The organism is Streptococcus sp. 1559 (assembly GCF_013276735.1).
Taxonomy (GTDB): Bacteria; Bacillota; Bacilli; order Lactobacillales; family Streptococcaceae; genus Streptococcus; species Streptococcus pseudopneumoniae.
This window is the reverse complement of record NZ_VMLO01000012.1, coordinates 1-16,404: the sequence shown is the minus strand read 5'-3', so window position 1 is coordinate 16,404 and position 16,404 is coordinate 1. Positions and strand designations below refer to the sequence as shown.

Here is a 16,404-nt window from a genome sequence, read left to right as displayed (position 1 = left end):
GCTCTTTGATTTTCATTGACTATAAAATGGTTTTAATTCTTTTTTTCAAATCTGGCACCACTTCTGACTCAAACCAAGGATTTTTGGCCATCCAGATTTGATTTCGTGGTGAGGGGTGAACTAGTGGAAAATAGGTTGGCAGATAGTCTTTATAGTGTTTCACCCTCTCCGTTACCTTCCCACTGATTTTCTCCTGTAAATAGTAGGCTTGGGCATATTGCCCAATCAAGAGGGTTAACTGAATATCAGGCAATTCCTGTAAGAGCTGCGGATGCCATTTTTCTGCAAAACCTGCTCGCGGCGGTAAATCACCTGACTTACCATGCCCTGGAAAGTAGAAATCCATAGGCAAAACAGCAAAATAACCTGAATTATAAAAGGTATCTTCATCCACACCTAGCCAATCCCGCAAGCGGTCACCACTTTTATCTTTCCAGTAAAGGCTTGCTTCTTGAGTTTTAAGTCCCGGAGCCTGACCGATGATATTGATGCGAGCAGTTTTTGGCGCTGCAAAGAGAGGCTCAATGCCACGCTCTGTATAGCTGGCATTCTGCGAATCCGCCGTGATAGCCTGTTTGATTCTTTCGATTTGAGACATCTACTTTCCCTCCAAAAAGAAGTCCAAGCATAAGATCTCAGACTTCTATCGTTTTATTTGATCAATTCGTAAATAGCTTCGGCATAAATTGCTGCTGCTCGGAAGAGATCGTCCAAGGCGATAAATTCATTGGCTTGGTGCATGGTGTCAATAGAGTCTGGGAACATGGCACCGTAGGCAACACCTCGTTCTAGCAAGCGACCAAAGGTACCACCACCGATGACTTGCTCGTGACCTTTAAGACCAGTTTGTTTTTCATAAACATTCAACAAGGTTTGCACAAGTGGATCTTCCATTGGCACATAGTGAGGCGTATGACCATGTTCAGAAAGGCTAACAGAAGCAACCGGCAAGTTTTCAAGGATTGACTTGATTTGCTCTGGACTTGTTCCTTTTGGATAGCGGATATTAAGGGCAATGGTATTATCAGCGCTTGTTTCATCAAAGCGGAAGACGCCTGCATTCATAGAAAGAGCACCCATCTTTTCATCCACATGAGCAATCTTGAGACTTTCACCTTCATGGTCGTTCAATAGAATTTTTCCAGCGATGTCAAGGTAGTCTTTTGCTGGACCAGCAAAGTCAAACTGGCTAAGGAAGAGGGCTAGGTAAGTCGCACCATTGATACCTGAAGCAGGCATAGCACCGTGGGCTGATTTACCAATGATCGTCACCTTGTATTGGCCAGCTTCTTCTTGAAGTTCTCCTCTAAGTTTGTGTTCTGCAACAAAGGCATCTAGTTTAGCTTGCAAGTCAGCCAAATCTCCTGAAACAACAGCTGTTGCTGATTCAGGCACCATGTTTTCACGTAAACCACCTGTGAAGCTGTGAAGACGAGCTGCACCTGTATTTTCTCCTGCAAAGTGAAGGTATTCCGTGATATTTCCTTTTTCACCATTGATGATAGGGAATTCAGCGTCTGGAGAGAAACCGAAGTCTGGTTTGGCAAGTCCTACGTGCTCGAAGTAGTAGTCCATGTCTGCCCAGCCTGATTCTTCGTCTGTTCCGACGATGAAGCGAACTTTTTTAGAAGTTGGAAGGCCCAATTCTTTGATGATTTTCAAACCATAGTAACAAGCTGTTGTAGGTCCCTTGTCATCTGAAGCACCACGCGCATAAAGGCGACCGTCTTTGATAGTCGGTGTGTAAGGATCTGTGTCCCAACCGCTACCAGCTGGCACCACGTCCATGTGAGCAAAGATTCCGAGAACTTCTTCTCCATCACCAAACTCAAAATGTCCTGCGTAGTTGTCAACATTTTTAGTTGGGTAGCCATCGCGGTCTGCGATTTCAAGGAATTTTTCCAAAGCTTTGACCGGCCCAGGCCCAAATGGATGCTCAGCATCAACTTTGCTGTCATCACGTTCTGAGTTGATTTCCAAAAGGCTAAACAAGTCAGCCAAGAGGTCTTCTTTGCGTTTTTCTACTTCTGCTGTAAAATCAATTGCTGTCATTTTTTCTTCTTTCTATCTTTTCTCGATGATTTCATCTACTGGCAAGCGGTAGCTTGGTTCCAATTTTTCGTCTGTATAACCCACTGTGATCAAGAGTTCTGGGCGGAAACGGTCTTCGATTTCCAAAACTTCATTAACTTTTGATTTGTCAAAACCAAGGATAATGTTGGAACCAATCCCTTGGTCTGTCAGAGCAAGAACCAAGTTCATAGCAACCAAACCTGCATTGAGGGCTAGGTAGTCGCTGACTTGTTGCTCACTGTAACGGGCAAACTCAGCTGGCAGATTTTTCATAAAATATTGAAGTTGCTCTTCAGAAAAGTTATTAGCACCACCAACACGGGCAATCTTACGAGCACGTTTGGCTAAGTCCGTATCTGTAAACAAGGCAATGGTTACAGGCGCTGATGATACCTGCTCAAAGTTTGAACCATAAGCCAACTTTGCCAGTTCAGCATTTTTCTCACGAACAACTACAAATTTCCAAGGCTGGCTGTTGTGGGCGCTTGGCGCCAAGGTTGCAATTTCGATAGCCGTACGCACATCTTTTGGATCAACTGGCTTATCAGTGAAATGCTTGGTCGCATGACGTTTTTTGTTTAATTCAAGAAATTTCATAATCGATTTCCTTTTCTAATTCTACTGCTTCCATTCTACCATAATTTGAAAGAGCTTGCAGGGATTTTTCATGATTAAGTTTTTCTATCACAGACATAAAAGATATATATTGGTTTATCAGGAACATTTCTGATAAACTAGCAAGTACTTTACATTTGAATGGAGACAGTATGAAAAAATTTAGCCTATTACTAGCTATCCTACCATTTTTGGTTGCCTGTGGGAATCAAGCTACACCCAAAGAGACTAGCGCTCAAAAGACAATCGTCCTTGCTACAGCTGGCGACGTGCCGCCATTTGACTACGAAGACAAGGGAAATCTGACAGGCTTCGATATCGAAGTTCTAAAAGCAGTGGATGAAAAACTCAGCGACTACGAGATTCAATTCCAAAGAACTGCCTGGGAAAGTATCTTCCCTGGACTTGATTCTGGTCACTATCAAGCAGCTGCCAATAACTTGAGTTACACAAAAGAGCGTGCTGAAAAATACCTATACTCGCTTCCGATTTCCAACAATCCCCTCGTCCTTGTTAGCAACAAGAAAAATCCTTTGACTTCTCTTGATCAAATTGCTGGCAAAACAACGCAAGAGGATACCGGAACTTCAAACGCTCAATTCATCAATAACTGGAATCAGAAACACACTGACAATCCTGCTACTATCGATTTTTCTGGTGAAGATATCGGTAAACGAATCCTAGACCTTGCTAACGGTGAATTTGATTTCCTAGTCTTTGACAAGGTATCCGTTCAAAAGATCATCAAGGATCGCGACCTAGATCTCTCAGTTGTTGATTTACCTTCTGTCGATAGCCCCAACAATTATATTGTTTTCTCAAGCGACCAAAAAGAGTTTAAAGAACAATTTGATAAAGCACTCAAAGAACTCTACCAAGACGGAACACTCGAAAAACTCAGCAATACCTATCTAGGTGGTTCTTATCTCCCAGATCAATCTCAGTTACAATAAGATATACTAAAAGCGATTGGACGAGCCAATCGTTTTTAATTTGCATTGGTTATTTTAGGAAACTCTTACAAAAAATCAAAAAAATTCTTCACATCTTCTACATACCCATGCTTTTCTATTAAGCTTGCTAATAATTCCAGATTGTGTCCCTGATAGTTATCTTCACGACGTAGTTCTTCATACATTTCGATAAAGGGAAGCCCCTGAGACTTAGCCAATTCCAACTCCGCTTCGTAGTCATAAGCAACTTTACGAAATAGGATATTTACCAATTCACCATCTTCAATTTCTATCACGGCATACTGGGCACGGTGATTTTTTAACGCATCCCAATTAAAATAGGGCATGCCAATCGACCCTGGATTGATGATTTGTTGCCCTTGACTGCCGTAACGAAGCAACTGCTTGTGGACATGACCATAGACTGCCACGTCGGTTTCCTCATCTAGGAGTTGGTCAAATTTCTCTGTATCATTCTCAACTAGCAAGTCACCACCATAGTTTTTGTCAGGTAAATTATGAGAGATAGAAAAGCGCAATCCGTCAATTTCTTTCTTTTCCAGCAAAGGCAAGCTTCGTAGCCAGACAATCGTTGCAGGATCCATTCGCTCCATCAAAAACTGGGTCAATCGCATGAGCTGGATTTCTTTTGGATGTTCCAAACCGTATTGCCCATCCAAGACCTCAAGGACACAATCATCCCAATTGCCTCGAACACTGGCTGTGATAGGAAGGTCCTTTAGCAGGGCGACCAAGTCATTTGCACCTGGACCAGGTAGAAAAATATCTCCCAGAATCCAATATTCACTGACTCCTTGGGTTTTAGCATCTGCAATCACTGCTTCTAAGGCTGTCGCATTGCCATGAATATCTGATAAAATTGCGATTTTATGGTTCATGATGGTCTCCTTCTGTTTGATAATCTACTCTTTCTTCTGCCACTTGAGGCAAGGTTTCTGTTTCCTGCGAGTTCAACTTCCTCTGCACAGCTTCTGCAACGACTCTAGGCACACCGACTTCGACAATCTCATCCACACTTGCTTCCTTGATTTTGGTCAGAGACTTGAAGTGCCTCATGAGATTTTGCTTGCGTTTAGGTCCCAGACCGTCAATCCCATCCAATTGTGATGAAAAGGAATTTTTGGAGCGCAGTTGGCGATGGAAAGTGATAGCAAAGCGGTGCACCTCATCTTGGATACGTTGGAGGAGGAAAAATTCCTGAGAATTACGAGACAAGTCCACCACTTCCAGCGGATCTCCAAAGAGCAATTCATGAGTTTGGTGCTTATCATTCTTTTGCAGACCTGCAATGGGAATATCCAAGCCCAGTTCCTCTTGGATGACTTGCTTGGCGATATGGACTTGACCTTGTCCCCCATCAATGACAATCAAATCTGGAGGAGTCAAACCTTCTCGTTGTACTCGACCATAACGTCTGCGAATAACCTCACGCATACTGGCATAGTCGTCTGGTCCAACGACAGTCTTGATTTTATACTTACGATAATCTTTTTTACTTGGTTTGCCGTTGACAAAGACCACCATAGCTGAAACAGGACTAGTCCCCATGATGTTGGAATTATCGAAGGACTCGATGCGAACTGGAGTCGGAATTTGGAGCAAACGTCCTAGATTTTCAATAGCTCCTTGGGTCTTTTCGACTGATTTTTCTAGCAGGTTAAATTTCTGCTCCAGACTAACACGTGCATTTTTTATGGCTAGATTGACCAGCTGTTTTTTCTCTCCACGTTGGGGTTGGAGAATCTTGGTATCCACCAAAGCCTTGACAGCTTCTTCGTCAATATCCTGCGGAATCAGTACCTCATTGGGAACTAGATGAGATTTTTCTTGATAGAATTGTCCTACATAGGTCAAAAAATCCTCATCTGGATCATTGAAGTAGGGGAATAGATTGACATCGCGCTCGATGAGCTTGCCCTGACGAACAAAGAAAACTTGCACACACATCCAGCCCTTATCCACATAGTAGCCAAAGACATCGCGATTTTGGAGATCCTTAGCCATGACCCGTTGCTTGGTTCGAAGCGTTCCAATAGCCTGAATCAGGTCACGGTATTCCGCCGCACGTTCAAACTCCATAGTCTGAGCCGCCGCTGCCATTTTGCCCTTGAGGTTATCAATGATTTTATCATCTTGGCCTTTCAGAAAATCAGAAACCTCCTGAGCCATAGACTTGAAATAGTCCTCATCCTTCTTACAGATGGTGTGGCTCATGCATTGGCCGATATGGTAGTAAAAACAGACCTTAGACGGTGGATTGGTACACTTACGAAAAGGGAAAATCCGATCCAGTAGTCGCTTGATTTCATTGGCCGCCCCCACATCTGGATAGGGACCAAAGTAGAGACCTCCGTCCTTCTTGACCTGACGAGTGATAATCAAGCGTGGATAGCGCTCATTAGTGATTTTGATGAAGGGATAGGACTTGTCATCCTTGAGCATGATATTGTATTTAGGCTTATTTTCCTTAATCAGGTTGATTTCTAGGAGAAGTGCCTCAATATTAGACTCCGTAACGATAAATTCAAAATCTACAATTTCAGACACCAAAGCCTCTGTTTTGGTATCATGACTTCCACGGAAATAGGACCGCACGCGGTTACGCAGATTTTTAGCCTTTCCTACATAGATAATGGTGCCGTTTTTATCCTTGTGAATGTAACAACCAGGGCTGGTCGGCAAGAGCTCTAGTTTTGATTTAATCAAGTTGTTCATAATTCCATTATAGCAAAAAAGTAGGGAAAAATAGTCCCCTACTCATTGGTCTCATATAATTTTCGAAGTCTTTCAACATCCTCTTCCTGGATACCATAAAAAGAACCTGCTGGTTGCATGACAGACTTCTCATCTGTATGGTCCAAGCCAATCGCATGACCTAACTCATGTTCTGCCGTATGGACAAGGCGTTCATAGGAATAGCCATAGTATGGATTGGACAAATAATAATGATTCAAGCGCACCGTTACGGACAAGAATTGCCCTGTTAAGAGATTAGTTTGACTTTCCGCCTCTCCTGCCACAGGAGTGCCTCCGTCGTTCATCTCCGTAGCCGTAATATCCGCCTTACTAGACTCAGTCACGAGTTCAAAGTTAAAAGCACCAGTTTGATTCCAGTTCTGGATTGCTTCTACATAAGCCTCTTGAAAGCGTGAATCCATCTGCGGATCCAGGTAAATACGAGCAGAGGCCTGTGGCCACCTTCCTTCAGAATGCTGGTGACTATCTGTCTGGCTTAACTTAGGCAGTTGCCCTGTTTTCTCCCATTGGTCAATACTTTGTTGACCAATTTTTACTGACCGTTCTGCTTGCTTTAGCGCTCCTTGAAAATCCCCGTTCAGATACCAGAGAAGTCCGAAAGCAAGCACACATAAAAGCACAACTATCCAAACCAGACGCCAAAACAAACGCCACACAAAAGAAAAGAAAGCCCCTATCAAACGAAAAAGCCAGCGCATGTCTCTCCACCTTTCTAGCAAATAAAAATTATTTTACTAAAAGAAGCTAAAAGAAAGCTAAATACTGACTTTTTCACCTTAACGTCCTACTATTTTTTTGAGTAACTGGATAGCTTTGTATTTTAAAGGAGATGGATGGTAACGGAAAGTACCTGCTTTGCGTACAATATAGCCATTAAAATTCTGTTTAAAACGCAAAACACCATCACTTCCATCAAAAATCCCTTGAATGCCTAGGAAGTTGTATTTAGGTATTCCACGTTTTATGCTTTCCAACATAACATATTTTTGAAGCAGTGCAGGGGAATAGAATTTATTAAACTCAGTGTAGGAACCACTAAAGAGGTAAGTCGTTTCCTGAGGCATATAAACAAATAAACTCCCGGCTAAAACAATATCTTCTTCTCCATATTTTTCAATCAAGTCTCGCGCTTCTGCTTTTCGAACTTCAAATGTTTCAAATTGACTAGAATATTCTCTCAGTTGATTTTGTTTTTTCTCAGAATGAGGATTTTTACTCAAATCAAGTCGCAACTTGTTCAAGTTTTCTTCTAGTTTACTTTGTTCACCTTGCAATTTGCTCATATAGTCCGAAAAATTTAAGCTTGCTATGAGAAACTCCGCTTGTTCTCCAAAAGTATCATAAAAATGCTCATAATATTCTAAACTTTTATCACTATATTCTCTACGTTCAGAGGTTTCTTTTGTTATATTCTTAAAAATCGATAGTTCTTCACGTTTTAACTTTTTCAACCGAATGCCAAAGGTTTCAGCCTTTTTCACCAAGGGTTTACCCTTTTTGCTAAAACTTTTAAGCAAACTCTTTTCAGTTAATTCAGTTAAATCTTTATAGTATAACCAATCTGGTTCTCCACCTGGGTAACCTCTTGTCAATCCATCAAATTGATAACCTAAATCAGTTAAACCTTGAATGATACTTTTTTTCTCAGCATCTATTGGATTACCTTGGCTATCAAAAGTTTGATAAGTTTCATAAGGTTTTACAAGCAGCTCTAATACGCCATTTTGCTTGGCATATTCTTTTAACTCCGCATAAAAAACTGGAAGAGCATCTTGTTGGGTATAAATCGGCCCCGAATTGATCTCCATATGCAGACCACCCAGCATGGGCAAGCTATAAACCAGAGCTGCAACTTGAATCTCTCCTCCTTGTTTCAAAGCAAGATAAACAATTCGAGCCCCTCTTTTTTCTAACAAGTCCCCCATCTGAACAGATTGCATAAAGGAACGAGAAGAAACCTGATCAGAATAAGTACGAAACTCTTCTTTCGTGAGTGTAGTTAGTGCCATATACTTACTTTCTATGTTTTTTTCTTAATGTTTTACGGAAATCAAGAGCAAGTCTTAACAGAGGATAGAGAGGATGGGTAGGAATTGTAAATTCACCCAAGTATTCTTCGATCGTTGGATTAAAATTAGCTTTAAAACGATAGAGTCCACCATCTAAAGCATTCTCGACGCCTCCTAAATTTTGCCATAAAATGCCACGTTCAAAGGAATATCGAGCTGTCTCATACCAAGTCAAAATAGGAGCTTTATAACGTCTAAAATCTTCATCCATTCCTGCGTATAGATTGACAGAAGTTTGTCCGAATTCTAAAGTCAAGGTAGCCGCTAAGGGAACTCTTGCTTGACCTGCATCCATATATTCCTGCAGGAAAGTCAATTCCTCTAACAAACGTTCTTTTTCCTTCTTCTGCGCTTCTACTTTTGAAGTTCGAGTCGAATCAGTAAAGGTCTCTTCCAAGGCTCTGTTTTTCGCTAACTGTTCTTCTAATTCTTGCGAACGTTTAGAGACATCCAAGGTTGCCAAGGTGATGTAGGCCTTGTCCTTAAAATTATCTAACAACTTTTTATAATAGGCTTCATTCCTCAAATGAATCTCTTTCCGCTTCTCGGTTTTTTTCATCAAAAAGGAAAAAGAGTCCAATAATTCAGTTCCACCAAATTGAATCTCTACCCCCTTATTCCGTGCTGTTCGAATAGCCTGTTTTGTTGACTTGGAAAGTTTATCTTCTTCAAAATTTTCCTTGTATATTTTCGCCTGAATACGAGGTTGAATGGTGTCTCCCATTTCCTCTGTTTTTCCTGACCACCTTACTCCCATTTGTTGCAAACTATCAATAATAGCCAGATTTTCAGGAAATTCTGTTTTTTCCTGATTAATTAAACTTTGAGACAGGCAAATACTTGGGTCAAAAGTCACAAAAATAGCTCTCTTGCTACGAGCATAAGACTTAATGGACTGAATGACAAAACTCAAGAGTTCTGTATCTCCATAATCCAATATAGGTCCTCTTGGGACGTAAAACATTTTATAGCCTAACGGAAGAGTTCTAATCAAAATACTAGCTGTCGCCAGTAATTTTTCTTCCCTGTAAACACCAAACTTCTCATGTTGCCAATCAGACTTCACTTCTTCCCAAGCACTACTTTGTAATACATTGGCTAATTCATGTTCTTTGACAAACTGATCATATTCTAATGTGGGAATGCCAATTTGATAACGGTACATTTCCTACTCTCTTTCCTCCAATATCTTATTACTATTCTACTACTTTCGTTTGAAAAGTCTAGTGAAAACAGACTTCCATCATTGTTTTGAAGCCAAGAATAACTATAGATAGTGGTTCATTTATAAAAAACTAACTCAATCTCTCTTCTAATTTGAAATCGATTGGCAGGGTTGCTAGAAACCGTTCCAATTGTTTTTCCCAATAATACCACTCGTGAGTTCCAGCGCTATGGCTATAGGTCACATCAAAACCTAATTTTTTGAAATTTTTCACTGCTAGATTATTGGCTTCATACAAGAAATCCTGTTCGCCACACCACGCCCAAAGTTTGGTATTTTTATCCGATTTTTTAGCCAGACTTTCAAGAGAATAGGGACTAGTTGTCCAGTCTCTAATCTCTCCAAAAACACCTCTCCAGTAGGCTGGACTTCCCAGATTTTGGCTCTCAGGAGAAAAATCTTGAAAGCTGAGAGCACCTGAAAAACTAGCTGCATGAGAAAAACGATTTGTCGCAAGAGCCAATTTGAAACAGCCGTAGCCTCCCATGGAGAGACCAGCGATAAAGGTCTTTTCACGCTTACTAGTCATATTAGGGAAGAAGCGTTTCAGAACCTGTGGCAATTCCTCTGCTAGAGCTGTGTAATAGTCAAAACCATACTGGGTATCAGTGTACCAACCGTTGCTGGTATTGGGCATGACGACGATGAGATTAGTCCCCTGAAGCAAGCGTTCTACATTGGTCCGTTTGAGCCAACTATTATGATTGCCAGACATCCCGTGCAAGAGGTACAAGACGGGAATATCTTGACACTCTGGTTCTTCCACTCGATTGGCATCAGGGTAGAGGACATTCACTCCCCACTCCATATCCAAAACTTGTGAGTAATACTCGATTTTCATTACTGCCATGATTTTCTCCTTCTATTTTCCGATAAGAAAAAGCCGAAACTAGACTTTATCTTTACTTATTTCAATGATTATTTTGCTTCCATGACTACTGGTAGAATAGCTGGACGACGCTTAGTTTGATCAAAGAGATACTTGGTCAGATTATCCCGAACCTTGCCTTTAAGATCTGCCCAGTCAAAGTCATCTCCTTGAAGATAGTCTTCTACCGTTTGGTTAATCAATTCTGAACTTTCACGGAGAATATCGCGGCTCTTCTTGAGATAAACAAATCCACGCGTGTGAACACGTGCCTTGGCCACAATTTTCTTCTCACGACGGTTAACGGTGATTGCGACGATGAAAATACCGTCCTCTGACAAGACCTTACGGTCACGAAGGACTACATTACCAACATCACCGATAGCATTTCCGTCAATCAAGACATCCCCTGCCGAAACCGCACCAGCTGGGACAAAGTCTCCATTCTCATAAGCCATGCTGGTTCCCTTTTTAGGGATGAAAATGCGTTCTGGCAACATCCCAACTGCCATAGCAGCCTTAGCATGGGCATCCAACTCACGGTATTCCCCTTGAATCGGGAAGAGATACTTGGGTTGCAAGAGATTGATCATCAACTGCAAATCACGCGCATTTCCATGTCCTGACACACGTAAGCTTTGGGTGATCAATTTGACAACCCCTCCTGCCTGATAAATCATATTTTCCACACGCGCAACGAAGGCTTCTTTAGCAATAGACGGAGCCGTAGCAATATAGACCAGGTCCCCATCCTTGATTTCTACATAACGATGGCGACCAATCGACATCTTACGAAGTCCATTGATAGGTTCACCCATACGACCTGTCTCAAGAATAATCAACTCATGGTCTTCAAAGCGAGACATATCTTTCGGCTTAATCAAGAGAATTTCGTTGGCTAGAGACAATTTCTTGAGACGAATCGCTGTGCGGACGATATTTTCAATATCAAATCCTGTCAAGACGATACGTCGACCTGTTTTATCCGCAGCGTCAAAAATCTGCTGGATACGAGAAAGGTTACTGGAAACAGCTGCAACGATGATACGACCTTCCCAGTCAGCAATGGTTTGGGTAATTTCATCTCTAACTTCACTTTCACTAGCCACCTGAATATTGCTGTCCGCATTGGCCGAATCACTGAGGAGAGCCAGGACGCCGTCACGACCGATTTCTGCCAAACGAGCAAAATCAGTTGCATAAGATTCACTAGCCGTTTGGTCAAATTTGAAGTCACCTGTATAAACGATGCTTCCTTCCGATGTCTTCAAGACAATTCCCAGACTCTCTGGAACGGAGTAAGTCGTAGGGAAGAAGGAAACCACTGTCCCACCAAAATCAATCTCCGTATTCTCATCAATGACATGGAAATCATTAAATTTCTTAACGGCATCATTTCCTTTGACAAAGAGCTTTGCCAACTCAATGGTCAACTCAGAGCCAAATACAGGTACCTTGGCTTCAGCCAAGAGATAAGGCAGAGCACCAATAGCATCTGCATGTCCGTGAGTTAAAAATACCCCAGCAATTCGATCTTTATTTTCAAAAAGGTAGTCCATCTTTGGAATCACCACATCGACCCCTAATTGTTCATTTTCGGGATATTTTAACCCTGCATTCAAAACAAAAATGGACTCTCCAATTTCAGCAATGTACATATTTTTCCCATTTTCACGTACACCACCAAGTGTTGTTAAACTAATATTACTCATTTTTCCTCCAAAATCTTAGTTTATCTTGATTATAGGGTTGCTTACCCTCTTATTCTAAAAGCACTATTACTGTTAGCCGAATCTTTTCCTACCATTATACCATTTTTTTGATGATTTTCAAAATGAAGATTCGTTTTCAAAAAAGAGCTGGTTGCCCAACTCTTTCCTAACTTCTACTCTTTTTCCATCAAAAAATCATAAATTTCTTGCACGGTACCCAGCGCCATCATTTCTTGGTCTTTGACGGTTTGTTTGAGATTTTGGTAAATCTGACTTTCTCCTATCTCCCGCTTTGGCGCCTCTTTATTGACTGTCATGACCCCATCTTTGATGGTCACAAATCCTAGCTCTTCAAATACTTGAATCATCTTAACCAGCAAGATTTGTTGGATATTAAGATAAGTAGCCAAATCTTTCAGCTTGTAGCGAATATCAAACTCTGGGAACTGGTAGATGGTCTTGTACAATTTGGCAAACTGCTCTCTAGTCCCATAACCTGTCAGATAGTAGGCCTTGTCAATATCATTTTTGAAATAGACAGCAGAGAAATTCTGTTCCTGAAAAATGGTCTTCAGCTGAGTAATATCCTCTGGAATGGTTTTCACGACAACAGCTTCACTAGTCGCTATATCTGGCACTTCTCCAGCAAAATCTAATACTGGAACTCCTTCTGGCAAGGCTGCATTCTTCCCACGAATGTTAAAAAGTTGAACACCCTCCACACGCGCATCCACCATCATCAACTGGAGGGCAGTTTGGCCATTCCATTGGTTGACAGACAATTTGACTGCCAGCTCTAGATTCTTGGTTTGAGCAAATTCTGTTGCCCATCTACCTTGTCCGAAGGCCACCACTTCAAAACTCGCCTCACCCTTGGAAATTTTCAGCTTGAGATGGGCATTTCCTGCTCCCATAGTACGAGCACTTTCGACCTGAAAATCCTTGATATAAAAGATAGGTTTCTGATTGTCCATTCCAAAAGGTGCCAAACGTTCAAAACTTTTGACCGTTTCCAAGCTAAGTGCCTCCAAATCCAGTTCTTCATCTAGATTTAACTTGTTCTTGCCAGCAGCATCTGCACCTTTTTCACGAACATAATCTTCCAAGATCTGAGATAAATCTGAAAGTTTCTCCACTTCCAGCGTCATGCCAGCCGCACCAGCATGGCCACCAAAGGCGATGAAGAGGTCGCGATGGGGAGCCAGAGCCTCAAAAATATCGACCGCTTCCACACTACGAGCACTACCCTTGGCACGACCGTCTTCTATATTGAGAACGATGACTGTCTGCCCTAGTTCTTCCAACAAACGACCAGCCACGATTCCTAGAACCCCAGGATTCCAGCTTTCCTTGGCCAAGACTTGGACCTTCTTTTCAGGATCCACCATGGTCTTAGCTTCTTCATAGATTGACTGGACGATTTCCTTGCGCTCTTCGTTTTTCTGATGAATCATGAGGGCAATCTCATGCGCTTCCTCATCATCAAACCCAGTCAGCAAATCAATGGCAGGATTGGGATCGTCCAAACGCCCCAAGGCATTCAAACGAGGGGCAATCTGGAAACCAACCGTTTCTTCTGTTACTTCGTTAGCAGCAATCCCAGCCATGTCCAGCATTTCTTGTAAACCAATGCGCTGAGTATGCCCCAGCATTTCTAGACCATATTGAACCAAGATTCGGTTTTCATCTGTCAAACTAACCATATCTGCAATGGTACCAATAGCGACCAAATCAAGCAATTCCACTTGCACTTCTTCTAAAAGGGCGCAAGCCAGCTTGAAGGCCACTCCACAACCAGCCAGATATTTGAAGGGATAGTCCGCATCTGGATGTTCAGGATGGACAATAGCATAGGCATCAGGCAGGGTTTCAGGCATAGAATGATGGTCGGTCACAATGACATCTATTCCCATAGACTGGGCCAATTCAATAGCCTCATGACCAACAACCCCATTATCCACCGTCACAATCAAGGAAATTCCTTCTTGCTCGATAAAGTATTTATAGACACTAGCATTAGGGCCATAGCCATCGGTAAAACGATTAGGCAGGTAAACACGGCACTCAGCACCAAGTTGTTCCAAACTTTCCTTCACAATCGAAGCCGAAGTCATGCCATCCGCATCGTAGTCTCCATAAACGAGAATATTTTCCCCTTCTTCAATGGCCTGACGAATCCGTTCCACTGCCTTGTCCATATCATGGAGCAGATAAGGGTCATGCAAATTCTCCAAGGAAGGTTCTAAAAACTTCTTCAGACTTTCTTGGTCCTGAATCCCTCTCTCAAACAACAACCGAGCCACCTCAGGACCCAGTCCAGCCTTCTTGGCTATCTTTGTAAAATCCGCATCTTCTACCTGCGGGGCAAACTGCCATTCATAAGTAGGTGTTATCAAAAAGACATCCACTCTTTCTAAGAATTCTATCGCTTCATTATAACACGATTTAGGCTTTTTCTCTATCCAGATTGCTTTTTTATAACATTTTAGTGAATTTTTTCAGATATGATTTGACAAGACAAATCTTTTGGTGTAGAATCGTGTTATAAAATCTAACACAAAGGAGATTCCTTATGGCTTTAGTAGAATTTGAACACGTCGAAAAATATTACGGAGACTACCATGCACTCCGCGACATCAATCTCCGTTTTGAAAAAGGGCAAGTCGTTGTCCTCCTAGGCCCTTCTGGTTCTGGAAAATCAACTCTTATCCGCACCATCAATGGTTTGGAGGCTGTTGACAAAGGAAGTCTTCTAGTCAATGGCCACCAAGTTGCTGGTGCCAGCCAGAAAGATTTGGTGCCTCTTCGCAAGGAAGTCGGCATGGTTTTCCAGCATTTTAACCTCTATCCGCATAAAACAGTGTTAGAAAACGTAACACTTGCACCCATAAAAGTTCTAGGAATTGATAAAAAAGAAGCTGAAAAAACAGCCCAAAAATATCTGGAATTTGTAAATATGTGGGACAAGAAAGATTCATATCCAGCCATGCTGTCTGGTGGACAAAAGCAACGGATTGCCATTGCACGTGGACTCGCTATGCATCCTGAACTCCTCCTCTTTGATGAGCCAACATCTGCCCTTGACCCTGAAACCATCGGCGACGTTCTGGCTGTTATGCAAAAATTGGCCCACGAGGGTATGAATATGATTGTCGTTACCCATGAAATGGGCTTTCCCCGTGAAGTTGCCGACCGCATCATTCTCCCTCCTTTGACCAACCAAATTGTTAACCTCATCAAGAACACCTCAACAGTCGCTATCATCTCTGGAGTGGACTTGATGTTTGTGACCAAGTCTTGGTCAGCACTTAACGGAAACTACATTCCAGCCTTTCTAGGCGCTGCCCTTCTCTACTTTTCTCTATGCTTCCCTGTTGCCCAGTTTGGTCGCAAGATGGAACAAGCTAATAAAAAAGCCTATTCACTTTAGGAGGTTACTATGGAATCCATTTTAGAAGTTTTGACCCCAGATAACCTAGTCTTTATCTTTAAAGGATTTGGCTTGACCCTCTACATTTCTCTGATTGCCATCGTCCTCTCTACCCTTATCGGTACGGTGCTAGCTGTCATGAGAAATGGCAAAAATCCTGTCTTGCGCATTATTTCCAGCATTTATATCGAATTTGTGCGCAACGTTCCCAACCTTCTCTGGATCTTTACTATCTTTTTAATTTTCAAGATGAAATCCACTCCAGCAGGAATCACTGCCTTCACACTCTTTACATCAGCGGCTTTAGCTGAGATTATCCGAGGCGGTCTCAATGCCGTAGCCAAGGGGCAGTACGAAGCAGGAATGTCACAAGGCTTCACTTCAGCCCAAATCCTCTACTACATCATTCTCCCACAAGCCATTCGTAAAATGCTGCCAGCCATCATTTCTCAGTTTGTAACCGTGATTAAGGATACCAGTCTCCTCTACTCTGTTATCGCCCTACAAGAACTCTTTGGAGCCAGCCAAATTCTCATGGGCCGTTATTTTGAACCAGAGCAGGTCTTCAGTCTTTATATACTGATTGCCCTCATCTACTTCAGCTTTAACCTAGCCATTTCTAGCCTATCTCATATGCTAGCAAAACGTTGGCAACAAGCTGCAGAATAATACTCTTCGAAA

Annotated in this window: 14 protein-coding genes; 3 read left to right on the top strand and 11 right to left on the bottom strand. The window is 42.1% G+C overall.

Annotated elements, in window-relative coordinates; all coding sequences use genetic code 11:
• Positions 1 to 19: 19 nt before the first annotated feature.
• From HT688_RS02870 to HT688_RS02860, 3 genes are read right to left on the bottom strand one after another with little or no spacing between them, the layout of a single operon-like run.
• Positions 20 to 598, bottom strand: a complete 579-nt coding sequence (locus tag HT688_RS02870) for a uracil-DNA glycosylase family protein (protein WP_138703015.1) — start codon at positions 596 to 598, stop codon at positions 20 to 22.
• Positions 599 to 651: 53 nt separating this feature from the next.
• A complete protein-coding gene (pepV, locus tag HT688_RS02865; protein ID WP_138703014.1) occupies positions 652 to 2,052 on the bottom strand; it encodes a dipeptidase PepV in 1,401 nt (466 codons plus the stop codon).
• Positions 2,053 to 2,064: 12 nt separating this feature from the next.
• A complete protein-coding gene (locus HT688_RS02860) occupies positions 2,065 to 2,670 on the bottom strand; it encodes a nitroreductase family protein (RefSeq protein ID WP_000670173.1) in 606 nt (201 codons plus the stop codon).
• A 170-nt stretch (positions 2,671 to 2,840) separates the two neighbouring features.
• Between HT688_RS02860 and HT688_RS02855 the strand changes: the two genes are divergently transcribed.
• Entirely contained in the window at positions 2,841 to 3,641 is an 801-nt protein-coding gene (locus tag HT688_RS02855; protein WP_023940924.1) for an amino acid ABC transporter substrate-binding protein, read from the top strand.
• A gap of 65 nt (positions 3,642 to 3,706) precedes the next feature.
• Here HT688_RS02855 and HT688_RS02850 read toward each other — a convergent pair whose 3' ends face one another.
• The 8 genes from HT688_RS02850 to recJ all read right to left on the bottom strand — a co-directional run bounded on the left by HT688_RS02850 (position 3,707) and on the right by recJ (position 14,689).
• Complete coding sequence (locus HT688_RS02850) at positions 3,707 to 4,540, bottom strand: metallophosphoesterase family protein (RefSeq protein ID WP_023940925.1); 834 nt, start codon at positions 4,538 to 4,540, stop codon at positions 3,707 to 3,709.
• Positions 4,530 to 6,377 carry an excinuclease ABC subunit UvrC gene (uvrC, locus tag HT688_RS02845; RefSeq protein WP_138700963.1) on the bottom strand — a complete coding sequence of 616 codons (1,848 nt, stop codon included), beginning with the start codon at positions 6,375 to 6,377 and terminating at the stop codon, positions 4,530 to 4,532. Before uvrC ends, HT688_RS02850 begins: the two co-directional genes overlap by 11 nt.
• Positions 6,378 to 6,415: 38 nt before the next feature.
• Positions 6,416 to 7,117: a M57 family metalloprotease gene (locus HT688_RS02840; RefSeq protein ID WP_138700962.1), complete on the bottom strand. Its 702-nt coding sequence runs from the start codon at positions 7,115 to 7,117 to the stop codon at positions 6,416 to 6,418.
• A 78-nt stretch (positions 7,118 to 7,195) separates the two neighbouring features.
• A complete protein-coding gene (gene murN, locus HT688_RS02835) occupies positions 7,196 to 8,428 on the bottom strand; it encodes a peptidoglycan bridge formation alanyltransferase MurN (protein ID WP_138703011.1) in 1,233 nt (410 codons plus the stop codon).
• Positions 8,429 to 8,432: 4 nt separating this feature from the next.
• Entirely contained in the window at positions 8,433 to 9,653 is a 1,221-nt protein-coding gene (gene murM / locus HT688_RS02830; RefSeq protein WP_138700960.1) for a peptidoglycan bridge formation alanyltransferase MurM, read from the bottom strand.
• Positions 9,654 to 9,783: 130 nt separating this feature from the next.
• A complete protein-coding gene (locus HT688_RS02825) occupies positions 9,784 to 10,563 on the bottom strand; it encodes an alpha/beta hydrolase (RefSeq protein ID WP_138700959.1) in 780 nt (259 codons plus the stop codon).
• Between the two features lie 68 nt (positions 10,564 to 10,631).
• The gene (locus HT688_RS02820; protein WP_138700958.1) at positions 10,632 to 12,293 is read right to left on the bottom strand and encodes a ribonuclease J; all 1,662 of its coding nucleotides are present in this window, start codon (positions 12,291 to 12,293) and stop codon (positions 10,632 to 10,634) included.
• A 173-nt stretch (positions 12,294 to 12,466) separates the two neighbouring features.
• Positions 12,467 to 14,689 carry a single-stranded-DNA-specific exonuclease RecJ gene (gene recJ, locus HT688_RS02815; RefSeq protein WP_171043327.1) on the bottom strand — a complete coding sequence of 741 codons (2,223 nt, stop codon included), beginning with the start codon at positions 14,687 to 14,689 and terminating at the stop codon, positions 12,467 to 12,469.
• 176 nt (positions 14,690 to 14,865) lie between these two features.
• Between recJ and HT688_RS02810 the strand changes: the two genes are divergently transcribed.
• Both HT688_RS02810 and HT688_RS02805 read left to right on the top strand, forming a co-directional pair.
• Complete coding sequence (locus HT688_RS02810) at positions 14,866 to 15,723, top strand: ATP-binding cassette domain-containing protein (protein ID WP_138700956.1); 858 nt, start codon at positions 14,866 to 14,868, stop codon at positions 15,721 to 15,723.
• A gap of 9 nt (positions 15,724 to 15,732) precedes the next feature.
• Positions 15,733 to 16,392 (top strand): amino acid ABC transporter permease, encoded by a 660-nt coding sequence (locus HT688_RS02805; RefSeq protein WP_000443886.1) that lies wholly within the window; start codon positions 15,733 to 15,735, stop codon positions 16,390 to 16,392.
• Positions 16,393 to 16,404 lie beyond the last annotated feature (12 nt).

Coding starts and splice junctions, on each gene's coding strand:
- HT688_RS02870 (WP_138703015.1), bottom strand. CDS start 598: ATGTCTCAAATCGAAAGAATCAAACAGGCTATCACGGCGGATTCGCAG.
- pepV (WP_138703014.1), bottom strand. CDS start 2,052: ATGACAGCAATTGATTTTACAGCAGAAGTAGAAAAACGCAAAGAAGAC.
- HT688_RS02860 (WP_000670173.1), bottom strand. CDS start 2,670: ATGAAATTTCTTGAATTAAACAAAAAACGTCATGCGACCAAGCATTTC.
- HT688_RS02855 (WP_023940924.1), top strand. CDS start 2,841: ATGAAAAAATTTAGCCTATTACTAGCTATCCTACCATTTTTGGTTGCC.
- HT688_RS02850 (WP_023940925.1), bottom strand. CDS start 4,540: ATGAACCATAAAATCGCAATTTTATCAGATATTCATGGCAATGCGACA.
- uvrC (WP_138700963.1), bottom strand. CDS start 6,377: ATGAACAACTTGATTAAATCAAAACTAGAGCTCTTGCCGACCAGCCCT.
- HT688_RS02840 (WP_138700962.1), bottom strand. CDS start 7,117: ATGCGCTGGCTTTTTCGTTTGATAGGGGCTTTCTTTTCTTTTGTGTGG.
- murN (WP_138703011.1), bottom strand. CDS start 8,428: ATGGCACTAACTACACTCACGAAAGAAGAGTTTCGTACTTATTCTGAT.
- murM (WP_138700960.1), bottom strand. CDS start 9,653: ATGTACCGTTATCAAATTGGCATTCCCACATTAGAATATGATCAGTTT.
- HT688_RS02825 (WP_138700959.1), bottom strand. CDS start 10,563: ATGGCAGTAATGAAAATCGAGTATTACTCACAAGTTTTGGATATGGAG.
- HT688_RS02820 (WP_138700958.1), bottom strand. CDS start 12,293: ATGAGTAATATTAGTTTAACAACACTTGGTGGTGTACGTGAAAATGGG.
- HT688_RS02810 (WP_138700956.1), top strand. CDS start 14,866: ATGGCTTTAGTAGAATTTGAACACGTCGAAAAATATTACGGAGACTAC.
- HT688_RS02805 (WP_000443886.1), top strand. CDS start 15,733: ATGGAATCCATTTTAGAAGTTTTGACCCCAGATAACCTAGTCTTTATC.